The organism is Ruegeria sp. CF3, assembly GCF_056537365.1.
This window is the reverse complement of sequence record NZ_JBQFRK010000002.1, coordinates 121,084-134,181: the sequence shown is the minus strand read 5'-3', so window position 1 is coordinate 134,181 and position 13,098 is coordinate 121,084. Positions and strand designations below refer to the sequence as shown.

Genomic DNA, 13,098 nt, shown 5'->3' with positions numbered 1-13,098 from the left:
TTACTTGCGAAGCGCTACGAAACGCGATTTGCCAAGGGTATGACGACACCTGATTATGAACTCGAACGGGCTTTGCTGGCACGCGGATATGTCCGAATTGCCGGGGTGGATGAGGTTGGGCGCGGTCCGCTGGCCGGCCCGGTTGTAGCCGCAGCGGTTATTTTGAACCCGGATGACATTCCCGCTGGGTTGAACGATTCAAAAAAACTGACGGCCAAGCGTCGCGGCGGTTTGGATGAGATATTGCGCGACCGGGCAGAGGTCGCGGTGGCCGAAGCCACGGTTGCAGAGATCGATCAGCACAACATCCTGCGCGCCTCGCATCTGGCGATGGTACGCGCGGTAGCTGCGCTGGACCCGGCTCCGGATTTCTTGCTGATTGATGGCAACATGATCCCGCGCGGTATGAAATTGCCTTCGCAGGCGGTGGTGAAGGGCGACGCACGGTCGGTGTCGATTTCGGCAGCGTCGATCATTGCAAAAATCTGGCGTGATCAGCTGATGGTGGATTTGGCGCAACAGCATCCCGGCTATGGGTGGGAGGCGAATGCCGGATATCCGACAAAACAGCACCGCGAGGCGTTGCAAAATCTTGGCGTGACCCCACACCATAGACGATCGTTCAAACCGGTCCACAATATCTTGTATCAAGAGTAAATCGTAAGTCGCTGATTCAAAAAAGAAATTGACGGCGAATCATCTTTGACTCATCCTTGTCTCAACCAAATGAGCGCAAAAGCGCCGTGGAACTGAGGCAGTGATATGACCACAATCAAGACAAAGGGCGCAGCCGCGCTCCCTTTAAACACGATTCTATCCGGTGACTGCATCGAGGCGATGAACAGTCTGCCCGAGGCGTCGGTTGACCTGATTTTTGCGGACCCCCCGTATAATTTACAGTTGAAAGGTCAATTGCACCGGCCCGATAATTCTCAGGTCGATGCGGTCGATGATCACTGGGATCAGTTCAGCAGCTTTGGGGCTTATGACCAGTTCACGCGGGAATGGTTGAAGGCTGCGCATCGTCTGCTAAAGCCCAATGGTGCGATCTGGGTGATTGGGTCTTATCACAACATTTTCCGCGTGGGTTCCGCCCTGCAGGATGCGGGCTATTGGATCCTGAACGACGTTGTGTGGCGCAAGTCCAACCCGATGCCAAACTTCCGTGGCAAGCGATTTACCAACGCACATGAGACAATGATCTGGGCGTCCAAGCGTGAGGGGGCCAAGTACACTTTCAACTATGAAGCGTTGAAGGCACTGAACGAAGGTGTGCAGATGCGCAGCGATTGGGTACTGCCGATCTGCACCGGGCATGAACGGCTCAAGGACGAAAACGGCGACAAAGCGCATCCGACACAGAAACCGGAATCACTGCTGCATCGTGTCCTGATTGGCTCGACCAATCCCGGTGACGTGGTGCTGGATCCGTTCTTTGGCACGGGCACCACAGGTGCTGTAGCGAAAATGCTGGGGCGTGAGTTCATTGGGATTGAGCGCGAAGAAAGTTATCGCAAGGTGGCTGAAAAGCGTATCTCAAAGGTCCGTAAGTTTGACCGCGAAGCGTTGGAAGTCAGCGCCAGCAAGCGTGCTGAGCCGCGCGTGCCCTTTGGCCAATTGGTCGAACGCGGCATGCTGCGCCCGGGTGAGGAACTGTATTCGATGAACCAACGCCATAAAGCCAAGGTCCGCGCCGACGGGACTCTGGTAGGGCAGAACGTCAAAGGTTCGATCCATCAGGTTGGCGCGCATCTGGAAAATGCTCCGTCTTGTAATGGCTGGACCTATTGGTGCTTCAAACGCGATGGCAAAACCGTGCCCATCGACGTGTTGCGTCAGCAGATCAGGGCCGAATTGCATAACTGAATACCGCCGGTGCCTGTGGCCTGACACAAGGCACTACGCCTTGCCCCGCCGTTACCGGCGGGGTCTTTTGTTTTTGCCTGTGAGATGATTGCATAGGGCAGCCCCTGACAGCCCTTTTGGGAGATAAAGGCAATGACCGAGACCACCGCCAGTCAATCCCGCCTTAGCCGGTTCTTTGTTACGCAACCCGACAACTTCGATCTGGACAACAAATATACCGAGGCAGCACTGGAACGACACAAGCGAGAGGGGCTTGAACTGGCCGTTCGTGCACGTTGGATCGCGATGGCGTTGACCGGGCTTTTGCTGATCTATCTGAATCCCCAGTGGGAGGTCTTATGGTACCATTTCATCCTGCTTCTGATCTGCGCCAATGGTTGGCTGATCCAACGCGCGGGTCGTGTGGGGCAATCCCGGACCGAGTTGCTTTTGATCTTCGTCGATCTGCTGATCATGACGCTGGGGATGATTGTGCCCAACCCGTTCAGCGACGACGTGCGACCACTGGCGATGCAGTATCGGTTCGACAATTTTCAGTATTTCTTCATTATCCTGGCAGCAGGGACGCTTGCCTATTCCTGGCGCACTGTCATTGCGATTGGTTCGTGGACGGCGATGATGTGGACGGCTGGATGGGTGATCGCTTGGTGGGTCGCCACCCCGATCCCTGGGATTAGCGAGCGTGTGGCCGAGGCTTTGTCAGGCTACCCGGATGTGGCCGAGTTCATGGATCCCAACAGTTTCATGCCAACCCTACGCATCCAGCAGGTGATCGTTTTTGTCATGGTCGCAGTGACGCTTGGGGTGTCGATGCGCCGCCTCAATCGCTTGCTGATGTCCAATGCTGGGCTTGAACGTGAACGCGCGAATCTGTCTCGATACTTTTCGCCGAATGTGGTGGATGAGCTGAGCCAGAACGACGAACCTCTGAAGCAGGTCCGCAAAGAGGATATCGCGGTTCTATTTATCGACATCGTTGGCTTCACCAAGTTCTCGGCTGGCCGTGATCCATATGAGGTTATTGAAGTTTTGCGTGGTTTCCACGCCCGAATGGAGACCGAGGTGTTTCGCCATCACGGAACACTCGACAAATACTTGGGCGATGGGCTGATGGCCACGTTTGGAACCCCCGTACCCGGAGAACTGGATGCAAGCAATGCGCTGGCATGCGCGCGGTCCATGGTCGAGATGATCGATCGTTGGAATTTGGAGCGCAAGCGCGCGGGTGAGCCAGAGATTCGTATCGGGGTCGGGGTTCATTATGGCTCGGTCGTACTGGGGGATATCGGTGCAAACCGGCTGGAATTTGCAGTGATCGGCGATGCGGTGAATGTTGCCGCGAAGCTAGAGGCCCTGACGCGCGATTTTCAAGCGCGCATCATTGTCAGTGATGCATTGCGGTCTCAGGCCCTTAGCGAGACGCCAAATGCGCAAGACATGATGACCGGGTTTGCACAGCACTCGGACCAGCCTGTTCGCGGTGTTACAGCCCCGATGGATGTCTGGGTGCTGTAGCAACCAGGGCTCCCGCCTGTCAGCACCGGATCAAAGATGTGATCCTTCCCGTTGGGCCGGGCAGCGCGCTGGTGCGCGCTGCAGTCAGGTGCGAGGGGCAGGGTTGTGCGCTTTGTTGTAAGGCTTCCAGTTGGTGATTTCGGGATAGTATTGACGCCGCCAAGCGCGGACCCTCGGATTCATGATACGCCGCCACAAGGGCGGGATCATCGCGGCAAGGGTCATGACCGGATATCCATGAGGCAGTTGCGGCGCTGCGTCCTGCGTATGGTGTTGCAGCAATGGAAAGCGCCGGTTTGGCTTGTAGTGGTGGTCCGAGTGGCGTTGCAAGTTTATCAACAACCAATTCGAGGCCTTTTGTGACGCGTTCCAGGAATGGCGCGGGTGCACATGCTCATATTTGCCATCGCCCAGATATTTGCGCGTCAGCCCGTAGTGCTCGACATAGTTAACAAGTTCAAGCTGCCAGATCGCGGTGCCGGCCTGTACCAAAAACAGGCCTAGCCCTGCCCATCCGCCGATCAGAAATGCTAGCAGCAGCATGGCTCCTTGCAGGCTCCAATAGCGCCAGAACGGGTTTGCCGGGTCGGTCCACGGGCGGTCTTTGCGGGCCAGTTTTTCCCGCTCAGCCCGGAAAGCTGAAATCAGGCTTTGGCGCAGAACGCGCGGATAGAACCGGTGGAAACCTTCGTTGTAGCGAGCGGTTACCGGATCACGCGGGGTTCCGACGTAGCGGTGGTGAACCAGCAGGTGCTCGGACCGGAAATGGGAATAAAGGACCATCGACAACAGTAAATCGCCAAGCCAGCGTTCCAGTTTGCCTTTCTGATGCATCAGCTCGTGGCTGTAGTTGATCCCGATCGTTCCGGAAAGGACGCCCATGCCGAAGAACACGCCGATTTTTTCGACCGAGCTCATATTTACGGCTCGGGTAGTGTACCAGATCAGCCCATAGAGCGTGAGGAATTGCACCGGCGCCCAGGCTTTGGTCAGCCAGATATACCATTGCAGCCCCGCATCTGGCGTATCCGGGTCGGCGTTTTGAAGGTTTAGGCCGGTCAGCCGGTCTAGCACCGCAAAGACCCACCATGTCGAAAGCGGTACCAGCAGGACCCACCATCCGCCTGCCGTAGTGGTCATCCAGATCAGTGGGATCAGGAGGTATGAGACCCAAAAGGGAAGGGCGGATTGCCATCGGGACAGGGTGTCAGATGCGATCATGTTGAGGCTCCGAAACGTTGGCGGCACCGTAGACCGCGCACTGGGCTTTGCCCAGCGGTCTATTGGCCGCGCCAGAGGTCAAAAGCCTTGCGCATAACCGTGGGCAGATCGCTGGGCCTGAATTGGTGTTTGTCCATGACTGTCAGACCGTTCGGATTGCAACCGTCTGGCAATTCGGTTGTCCAAATACGCAGGATCAGGTGAAAGTGGGTGAAGGTGTGTCTCACTTCACCGGGGATTTCGTGCCATCGCGCCGGGAACGGAGGGCTTTCCAGCGGTGTTTCGGACCAGTCCGAGCCGGGCCAGCCCAACATTCCGCCCAGCAGGCCCTTATCGGGGCGGCGTTCCAACAGCAGGGCACCATCGCCGCGTTGGGCGATGTAGATGTGGCCCAGCCGGGTGGGTTTGGGCTTCCTGGGCGTTTTTTGCGGCAGTTCCACCTGCGTCCTCGCCTTCCGCGCCAGACAGGCCGCATGCAGGGGGCAAATACCGCAAGTCGGAGATTTTGGAGTACAGATCGTTGCACCCAAATCCATGACAGCCTGCGCGTAATCTCCAGGCCGGTGCTGCGGGGTCAATGCCGCGGCTTTTTTCTTTAACAGGGGTTTTGAGGCGGGCAGGGGTTCGTGAATATCATAGAGCCTTGCCATGACCCGTTCGACATTGCCGTCCAGGACAGTTTCTGGTCGATCAAATGCGATGGCTGCTATGGCCGCCGCCGTATAGGGGCCAACGCCCGGCAGTTCCAGTAGTGCATCGTAATTGTCGGGAAACTGCCCGTTATGCGCGGACGCAACCACCCGCGCGCATTTCAGAAGGTTGCGGGCGCGGGCGTAATAGCCCAGGCCAGCCCATTCCCCCATGACCTGATCATCTTGCGCATTGGCAAGGGCTTCGACGGTTGGCCAGCGCGTGGTGAAACGAACAAAATAGTCGCGAACAGCGGCAACGGTCGTTTGTTGCAGCATCACTTCGGATAGCCAGACGCGGTAGGGGTCTGGTGCTACGCCTGCGGCACGCGCTGCCGGGCCAATACGCCAAGGCATTTCACGTGCGTGGCGGTCGTACCAATCCAGCAGCGTATTGCTCAGGTCAGATTCGGTGCAGTCACGCAAGTTTTATGTAACTCTCTGTCGGGTTTCACTGGCGTCCGGGTATCAGCCTATTACAATAGCGGCGCAGGAGTTGGAAACCAGATGCAACGCAGACGTTCCTCGACCCGCGGGTTCAAGCGCACCGCCACTTTGCTGAACGACCGGATCAGGCAGGCCGGGGAAAGCCGGGGATTCGCCGTCTCGCGCCTTTTGACCCATTGGGCCGAGATTGTGGGCCAGGACATCGCGTCGATCGCCCGGCCGGTGAATGTGGGATACGCCAAGGGTGGCTTTGGCGCGACACTGACGGTGCTGACAACCGGGCCGCAGGCGCCAATGCTAGAGATGCAGAAAGAACAGCTGCGCGACAAAGTGAATGCGGTCTATGGTTACAACGCGATCAATCGGGTGCGTATCACCCAGACCGCGCCTACCGGATTTGCTGAGGGGCAGGCGAGTTTCGATCACAAACCGAAACAGACGAAACCGGTTGTTTCACCAGAAATCGCAGCTGAGGCCGACAATGTGTCGCGCGCGGTTGATGATGAAGATTTGCGCGCGGCCCTTGAACGTTTGGGCCGCAACGTTTTATCCAGACAGAAACGCTAAGAAAGGGCTGATGAATGAGCCGGATTGCAACCGTAATATGTGCGGCTGTCGCCGTGGCCGCTGGCGGCTATTGGCTGACAACGTCGAGTAACACGATCCCTTCGAACCCGCTTGTTGGTGCTGCTGAGGCGCAAGAGGCGGATTTGGACACCTCGACCATCGTCGAGATGGTGCAGGGGGCCGAAGACGCGCCAGTCGAGATCATCGAATATGCATCGTACACCTGCCCGCATTGCGCGAATTTCCATCAGGGCGCGTACAAGCAGCTCAAAAAGGACTTCATCGATACCGGCAAGGTAAAGTTCACTTACCGTGAGGTGTATTTCGACCGCTATGGCCTGTGGGCCTCGATGGTCGCGCGCTGTGCAGGACCTGAAAAGTTCTTTGGCATCACCGACCTGCTGTATGAAGGCCAGTCGGAATGGACTCGGGCCGGAGGTCCTGCCGAGATCGTTGATGAACTGCGCAAGATCGGGCGTCTCGCTGGCATAGACAATGATCAGCTTGAGGCTTGCCTGCAGGACGGTACCCGCGCGCAGACACTGGTGGCCTGGTATCAGGAAAATGCCGAACGCGATGGAATTCAGGCGACGCCTACTTTCGTCGTGAATGGGAAGAAGGTTGAAAATCAGCCTTATGACGACTTCAAGACGCTGATCGAAGCCGAGCTTGGCAGCTAAATCCTGAATGGTCAGCCTGTTTTGGGCTGGCCATCTGCCTAAGGTGAAGGCGCGGCCTTCGCCAACAACTCTTTGACTTTGTCATCCTGATTGATTTGCAACCGAACCGGTAGGGTCAGAACTTTGCTGCGGAATGTGGCGGGCAGGCGCACGGCGTCTTTCTCGGTTGTCACCAGTTGCGCGCCCAGTGCTTTGGCCTCGTTCTCAAGCCGCGTCATCAGCGCTGAAGTCAGTGGTTGGTGATCATCCAGTGCCTCGGCCCGCAGCAGTTTAGCGCCTTGCTGTCGCAGAGTTCCAAAGAACTTGTCCGGATAGCCTATGCCCGCAAAGGCCAGAACGGGTGTATTGTTCCAGTCCATTCCGGTTTGGAGCGGATACACCTCGCCGGTGGCGTGTGGGACCGTCAGGGCAGGTTCCCATCTTTCTGAAAATGTTGACTGCGCTGCGGCGTCCCCAAGCGACAACACGAGATCGGCACGTTTCAATCCAACGGCCACGGGCTCTCGCAGTGGACCGGCAGGCAGGCAAAGGCCATTGCCAAATCCGCGCTGCGCATCCACTACGATGATCGAAAAATCCTTGGCAACTGCGGGGTTCTGAAAACCGTCGTCCAGCACGATCGCGGTCGCCCCTGCCGCTGCGGCTGCCTGCGCGCCCGCTGCACGATCTTTGGCGACCCAGACCTCGGCAAACGCGGCGAGCAACAGGGGTTCATCCCCGACCTGAGCCGCTGTGTGTTTGCGCGGGTCGACCTGCACCGGGCCTTCCAGCGAGCCACCATGGCCTTTGGTCACGACATGAGGTTGATGCCAGTTATCCCTCAAATATTCTAAAACCCAGATCACCGTCGGTGTCTTCCCTGTGCCACCGGCATTCAGGTTGCCAACGCAGATAACCGGTACGCCCGGCGAGATGCCTTGCCTGCTCGCCACGCGACGGGCGGTTGCAGCGGCATAGAGGCGACCAAGTGGCGCCAACAGCCTGGCGCGCAGATCCAACCGATCAGGGGCTGAGTTCCAGAAGTCAGGCGCCCGCATCGTCACGCCCTCGCCGGTCCAGTGTATCCTGTACCATATCGATCAGTTGGTCCGCCTGTGGAGCCCCTTCGGTGACAATCCGCCATCCGGCCAATGCCATGTCTGCTGTGCGGTCAGGTGCCAACAATTCGACAACGCCATCGCCCAACTCTGTTGCGGTTCGTATCTTCAACGCGGCTTTTGCCTGTCCCAATCTGTCATAGAGACTGCGATGCTTGCTGACATGAGGCCCATGGATTACCGCAGATCCCAAGGCGACTGCGGTCAGAGGGTCGTGCCCCCGCGCCCCGCGTTCCAGTGAACTTCCCATGAAGGTAACTGCGGATACACGATGCCAAAGGCCCAGATCCTCGGGCTCGGCTGTTAGAATCACTTGTGTGGTGTCTTCGATTGGATGGCCTTCATCCCAGTTGGCGCATCGAAGGTCCATCGCTTCGAGGCGTTTAAACAAGGGCGCTGACTCGGACATATCCGCCACATGCAGGACCAAAGCCAGACGTGGCAGCATCCGCAAGGCCTGACGATGGGCCGTCAGAACCGAGATGAATTCCTTGTCCTGAACCCATGCGGCCAGCCAAACCGGGCGTCCGGCCATTGTGTGAGTGGTCTCGATCAATTCATCTTCGGGCCAGGGCTCTGGGTTGGGGCTGATATGAAGTGGTGGCGCGACCGAGATTTTTGCCGAGTTCACTCCCAGGCGTCGGATTTGGCGTGCGCTGTCATCATTGGGCGCAAGTATCGCTGTAAAGCAATCCAGCGTGTATCGCGTGATATCAGGTAGCCAACGTCCACCCCTTGCGGTTTTCACGTCGACCACAGCCTCAAGCAAAATTAGCGGAATGCCCCGCTCCTGTGCGCGTGTTATCACATTGGGCATCAGCCCACCGCCAAACCACAGCCCCATATCAGGGCGCCAGTGATCCAAGAACGTGCGCGCCGCGCCGGTATGTTCGGCGGGCAGCATTGTGATCGGGGTATCGCAATCTTCCCAGTCCTTCAGATCAACATCGGGTGGGGCGGTCAGCAACAGCGAAAGTCCCGGTCGCACAGACAGCAGCCGACGGCAAATATTGTCGACGGCCCGCAACCGATCGGGTGTACTGACATGGACCCACAGAAGTTCACCTTCCGGGCGCGCAATCTCGGGGTGGCCCGTGCTTTGCGGGACGCCCCAGGACAGGACCCGATAGGCCGCAAGGCTCAGAGATCGCGGCTTGCTCATGCCGGAATTCCGGCCCCATTCGGGTCAAGCCGGGCCCGAAGGTCCGAATGCACCGCTGAACCTGCCGCCACCACGCCGTTCAGGCGCGGGTGGGTATTGTTGAAGCGCAGAGGTTGCCCCAAACGATCGGTACAGAGCCCGCCTGCCTCGCGCAGGATCAGATCTCCGGCGGCGATATCCCATTCCCAACTGGGTCGCAGCGTCAGCATCCCGTCGAACCGTCCCTGCGCAACCAGCGCCATCCGATAGGCCAGAGACGGGCGGTATACACGGCGAAAGTCAGGTGCAGCACCGGATTGCCAGTGGCGCGGATCTAGATTGGGTTTTGCCGCCAAAATCTCGGCTTCGGGCAGGTGCGCTTGCCCCGACACTTGGATTGCAGTGCCATTCAACGTTGCACCTTGCCCTTTTGCAGCCGCATACAGCAGATCACGTAAGGGCAGGTAGATGACGGCTGCCGTGACCTCACCGTTCTCGGTTACGGCCAGCGAATGGGCCCATGTGCGCGACCCCTCGGCAAAACTGCGGGTGCCGTCGATGGGATCGATGACGAAGACCCGATCACACGTCAGACGGTCGGGGGAATCCTCGGTCTCTTCACTCAGCCAGCCATAATCCGGTCGGGCCGCCTGCAGATCACGTTCGAGCATCGCGTTGACGGCCAGATCGGCCTCGGTCACCGGGCCTGCGCCTTCGGGTTTATCCCAGCGCTGGGCATCTGGACCCGAATAGCGCGTGGCGATCTTTCCGGCCTCAAGCGCAGCGTCGATCAGCAGGGGCAGGTCAGTTGCCGGCAAGTGTCATCCCTTCGATCAACAGCGAGGGTACAACGCGCGATAGGTAAGGCCGCGCATCGTTTGCCGGAATGATTCGCATCAGCATGTCGCGAAGATTGCCAGCGATGGTACACTCGTTGACGGGATGGGTGATCTCGCCGTTCTCAACCCAAAATCCCGAAGCGCCGCGTGAATAGTCGCCGGTATTCGGATTGATGGTCGATCCGATCATCGAAGTGACCAAAAGCCCGGTACCCATGTCGCGCAACAACTCGGCGCGGGTCTTCTCGCCTTGCGTCAGGCTCAGGTTCCAGTTGCTAGGCGACGGCGGCCCGGATACGCCGCGCGCTGCGTTGCCGGTCGAGGTCATTCCCAATTTGCGGGCGCTGGACAGGTCTAACGTCCAACCGGTCAGAACGCCATCTTCAACGATCGCCCTGCGCCGTGTTGCCAGCCCTTCGGCATCGAACGGGCGCGAGCCCGAAATGCGCGGGCGATACGGGTCTTCAATCAAAGACAAATGTGCCGGTAGAACCTGTTGCCCAAGGCTTTCCTTCAGCCATGAGGCCCCGCGGGCTATCGCCGCGCCATTGCTGGCGGCCAGCAGATGGCCGATCAGGGATGACGAAATCCGTTCGTCGAACACCACCGGAAAACTGCCGGTCTGGGGCTTGCGTGCTCCCACGATCTGAACCGCACGTTCACCGGCCGTGCGACCAATCTCGGCGGGGCTGCGCAGGTCAGACTGAAAAGTCCGGCTGTCACCGTCATAGTCACGCTCCATTCCCGTCCCTTCGCCGGAAATGGCGACGCATGAGGTTGAACGGCTGCTGCGCATGTAGCCACCCGAAAAGCCGTTTGTCGCGGCAAGATGGACCCGGTGGGTACCATAGGCGGCCGCAGCGTCTGACACCTGTGAGACTCCCGTAACGTCCAGCGCTGCTGCCTCTGCCGCCAGCGCATCCTGCATCAGAGCTTCAGCGCTGGGTTCAGGGGCTGGGTCAAACAGCTCCAGCGCGTCGATATTACAGTTGGCGACCAATTGGTCAGGCGCGGCCAAGCCGGTGAACGGATCTTCCGGCGCTTCCCGTGCCATGGCCACGGCGCGCTCGGCCATCGCGGTAAGCGTATCGGGGCGACTATCCGAACTGGATACGATTGCCTGCTGTTTGCCAAGGAAGACCCGCAGCCCTAGATCGGTCGCTTCCGAGCGTTCGGCATGTTCCAATGCACCACTACGTACTTCCACAGAAACGGATGAGCCATCAATTACTATGGCATCCGCTGCCTCGGCACCTGCCTTGCGGGCTGCATTCAGCAGCTCTTCACTGATTGTTTGAGGTGTTCGCGTCATGAGGCCTCCGGTCTTGTTGTTCTGGACCTAGCCTCGGATAGTCTGTCCCGCAAGGCCTGCAGCCCACTGGCTTTATGTGCCTCGGGCGGGAAAGGCCAGCGCAGCGGCCTTTCCCAATTTGTTTGTCACTTGATACGCTGACCGTTGGCCAGGATCTGTCCATCCTCGGTAAACTCGATTTTCGAGTTCAACGTGTCCGGTTCTTCACCCGGAACAGCCATCAGACCCATCATCATACGCGCGCCCAGCGCGTCGTTTTCCGACACAAAGCCCATGCCGATCAGCTTGTCCAGCAGAGCGTTGGCCCCAACAAGTTTCAAGTTGGCAACACCTGACGGGGCAGGCAGGCCATCAAACTCTTCCGTGTTGGAGTTGTCGAACGCAAAGTCGCCATCACCGCTCAATTGGGCTCCGACCAATGATACGAGAAGCTTGTTGATCTTCAGCGAATGCAGTTCGCCCGGAACGATATCAGATGTCTCAAGCTCTTCGACGGCTTCCGGGTCCATGAAATCGACCAGAACTTTGGCGGTGCCGGTTGCATCCAACGCGATGGTCGCCGGATCGCGCGGCAGCGCACTAGCAGGGTCGAACATGCTCCACAACACGTCGGACATGGTGAAATCCGTCAGGTTCATGCCAAATCCAAATGGCTGGATTTCTTCCGAGGCCTGCACCGGAAGCTCGAATTTCAGCCCTGCATTTGCCATCGCGATTTCGATTGGAAAAGGCAGATCCGACGTGGTGACGGCTAGTTTGGTGCTGTTCTGCGCAAGATCGTAGACAAGGCGCTGTGCATCGATGCTGCCGGTAAAGCTGCCTCCTTCGGAACTGCTGCTGAGCGAGAATGGCTCACCCTCGGCAGTGCCTGCCATTTCGGTGCTGCCCGAGGCGTATGTGAATGTACCTGAAGCGGCAAATCCGGCCTTGTAGATGTCTTCAATGTTGGCGACATCCATACCGGGTGGGATGATTGTATCGCCATCAAATTTCAAACCATCTAATTTACCGCTGATCCGGCCCGTGTCTTCACTTTCGGGCTCGTTGAAGGCCACATCATAGGACAGGCTGCTGGCCGTGAACTGCTGCGCGATATCGCGCATCTCGCCGATCTGCATCTGCGATGTGCCTGCGATTTCGTTCATCTGAACGTTCAAGGCAAACATGTCGCTGGATACGGTTTCGCCATCAAACTCCATCGAGTCCATCGACAGAGTCAGGCTGTTCGCCGTATAGTCATATGTCATGTTTTCGGGGGTACCCGAAACGACCATTTCCAAGGCGTCGTGAGCGTACATCAGATCAGCCGAAAATGTCTCGCCCTCGGCTTCACCGGAAATTGTCATCGGGAAGCTGGCAGGAAAGCCGATATTGACTGTACCGTCGCCATTTTCGGTCAACGTCATCTCGGGGATGACCATGTCGAAGGTGCCTTCGGTGTCCGGAATGGCCATGGCCATCGTCATGTTCGCGATGGTGGTGACGTTGCCGGAAACGCTCTGATCGCCAGTGACGTCATAGCCCATGCCGCCCAGATAAGCCTGCCAATCGGCCCAGACATCATTGGCGGTAACATCTGCAAACGTGCCGTTGGTTGCAACAGCATAGGCCAAAGCTGCACCGCAGCTACGGCGAAGGAAAACAGTCATAATAGAACCCTTCTTGATCAATTTGCCGGCATGGTCGTGCCTGTAGCGGCCAGCGTCAAGGGGGAAGGGGTGGAC

Annotated in this window: 12 protein-coding genes; 5 read left to right on the top strand and 7 right to left on the bottom strand. The window is 58.1% G+C overall.

Going from position 1 to position 13,098, the window contains the following annotated elements; all coding sequences use genetic code 11:
- The first annotated feature begins 39 nt into the window (after window positions 1-39).
- From ACR0KC_RS08370 to ACR0KC_RS08360, 3 genes are all read left to right on the top strand, one after another.
- The gene (locus tag ACR0KC_RS08370; RefSeq protein WP_170465546.1) at window positions 40-657 is read left to right on the top strand and encodes a ribonuclease HII; all 618 of its coding nucleotides are present in this window, start codon (window positions 40-42) and stop codon (window positions 655-657) included.
- A 105-nt stretch (window positions 658-762) separates the two neighbouring features.
- Entirely contained in the window at window positions 763-1,866 is a 1,104-nt protein-coding gene (locus ACR0KC_RS08365) for a site-specific DNA-methyltransferase (protein WP_170398940.1), read from the top strand.
- Window positions 1,867-1,998: 132 nt separating this feature from the next.
- On the top strand, window positions 1,999-3,381 hold the full coding sequence (locus ACR0KC_RS08360; RefSeq protein ID WP_170398937.1) for an adenylate/guanylate cyclase domain-containing protein: 1,383 nt from the start codon (window positions 1,999-2,001) through the stop codon (window positions 3,379-3,381).
- Window positions 3,382-3,465: 84 nt separating this feature from the next.
- Here the strand turns inward: ACR0KC_RS08360 and ACR0KC_RS08355 are convergent, their stop codons facing one another.
- Both ACR0KC_RS08355 and mutY read right to left on the bottom strand, forming a co-directional pair.
- Entirely contained in the window at window positions 3,466-4,602 is a 1,137-nt protein-coding gene (locus ACR0KC_RS08355; protein WP_170646760.1) for an alkane 1-monooxygenase, read from the bottom strand.
- 59 nt (window positions 4,603-4,661) lie between these two features.
- Window positions 4,662-5,717, bottom strand: coding sequence for an A/G-specific adenine glycosylase (mutY, locus tag ACR0KC_RS08350; RefSeq protein ID WP_480771706.1), 1,056 nt, complete (start codon window positions 5,715-5,717; stop codon window positions 4,662-4,664).
- 81 nt (window positions 5,718-5,798) lie between these two features.
- Here mutY and ACR0KC_RS08345 point away from each other — a divergent pair, with 81 nt between their 5' ends.
- Together ACR0KC_RS08345 and ACR0KC_RS08340 are read left to right on the top strand one after the other, a co-directional pair.
- On the top strand, window positions 5,799-6,305 hold the full coding sequence (locus ACR0KC_RS08345) for a DUF721 domain-containing protein (protein ID WP_170398930.1): 507 nt from the start codon (window positions 5,799-5,801) through the stop codon (window positions 6,303-6,305).
- Window positions 6,306-6,319: 14 nt separating this feature from the next.
- Window positions 6,320-6,985, top strand: a complete 666-nt coding sequence (locus ACR0KC_RS08340; RefSeq protein ID WP_170398926.1) for a DsbA family protein — start codon at window positions 6,320-6,322, stop codon at window positions 6,983-6,985.
- Between the two features lie 38 nt (window positions 6,986-7,023).
- On the opposite strand, the gene lpxK is transcribed toward ACR0KC_RS08340, so the two are convergent.
- The 5 genes from lpxK to ACR0KC_RS08315 all read right to left on the bottom strand — a co-directional run bounded on the left by lpxK (window position 7,024) and on the right by ACR0KC_RS08315 (window position 13,023).
- Entirely contained in the window at window positions 7,024-8,022 is a 999-nt protein-coding gene (gene lpxK, locus ACR0KC_RS08335) for a tetraacyldisaccharide 4'-kinase (protein ID WP_480771705.1), read from the bottom strand.
- Window positions 8,009-9,244, bottom strand: a complete 1,236-nt coding sequence (locus ACR0KC_RS08330; RefSeq protein WP_480771704.1) for a 3-deoxy-D-manno-octulosonic acid transferase — start codon at window positions 9,242-9,244, stop codon at window positions 8,009-8,011. Before ACR0KC_RS08330 ends, lpxK begins: the two co-directional genes overlap by 14 nt.
- Complete coding sequence (locus tag ACR0KC_RS08325) at window positions 9,241-10,041, bottom strand: inositol monophosphatase family protein (RefSeq protein ID WP_480771703.1); 801 nt, start codon at window positions 10,039-10,041, stop codon at window positions 9,241-9,243. Before ACR0KC_RS08325 ends, ACR0KC_RS08330 begins: the two co-directional genes overlap by 4 nt.
- Window positions 10,028-11,374 (bottom strand): TldD/PmbA family protein, encoded by a 1,347-nt coding sequence (locus tag ACR0KC_RS08320; protein ID WP_170508915.1) that lies wholly within the window; start codon window positions 11,372-11,374, stop codon window positions 10,028-10,030. Before ACR0KC_RS08320 ends, ACR0KC_RS08325 begins: the two co-directional genes overlap by 14 nt.
- 125 nt (window positions 11,375-11,499) lie before the next feature.
- Window positions 11,500-13,023, bottom strand: a complete 1,524-nt coding sequence (locus ACR0KC_RS08315; protein WP_480705872.1) for a DUF2125 domain-containing protein — start codon at window positions 13,021-13,023, stop codon at window positions 11,500-11,502.
- Window positions 13,024-13,098: the final 75 nt, after the last annotated feature.

Bases quoted from the DNA above. Each gene is read 5' to 3' on its own strand.
- ACR0KC_RS08370 (WP_170465546.1), top strand. From the start codon at position 40: ATGACGACACCTGATTATGAACTCGAACGGGCTTTGCTGGCACGCGGA.
- ACR0KC_RS08365 (WP_170398940.1), top strand. From the start codon at position 763: ATGACCACAATCAAGACAAAGGGCGCAGCCGCGCTCCCTTTAAACACG.
- lpxK (WP_480771705.1), bottom strand. From the start codon at position 8,022: ATGCGGGCGCCTGACTTCTGGAACTCAGCCCCTGATCGGTTGGATCTG.
- ACR0KC_RS08360 (WP_170398937.1), top strand. From the start codon at position 1,999: ATGACCGAGACCACCGCCAGTCAATCCCGCCTTAGCCGGTTCTTTGTT.
- ACR0KC_RS08315 (WP_480705872.1), bottom strand. From the start codon at position 13,023: ATGACTGTTTTCCTTCGCCGTAGCTGCGGTGCAGCTTTGGCCTATGCT.
- ACR0KC_RS08320 (WP_170508915.1), bottom strand. From the start codon at position 11,374: ATGACGCGAACACCTCAAACAATCAGTGAAGAGCTGCTGAATGCAGCC.
- ACR0KC_RS08330 (WP_480771704.1), bottom strand. From the start codon at position 9,244: ATGAGCAAGCCGCGATCTCTGAGCCTTGCGGCCTATCGGGTCCTGTCC.
- ACR0KC_RS08345 (WP_170398930.1), top strand. From the start codon at position 5,799: ATGCAACGCAGACGTTCCTCGACCCGCGGGTTCAAGCGCACCGCCACT.
- ACR0KC_RS08340 (WP_170398926.1), top strand. From the start codon at position 6,320: ATGAGCCGGATTGCAACCGTAATATGTGCGGCTGTCGCCGTGGCCGCT.
- ACR0KC_RS08355 (WP_170646760.1), bottom strand. From the start codon at position 4,602: ATGATCGCATCTGACACCCTGTCCCGATGGCAATCCGCCCTTCCCTTT.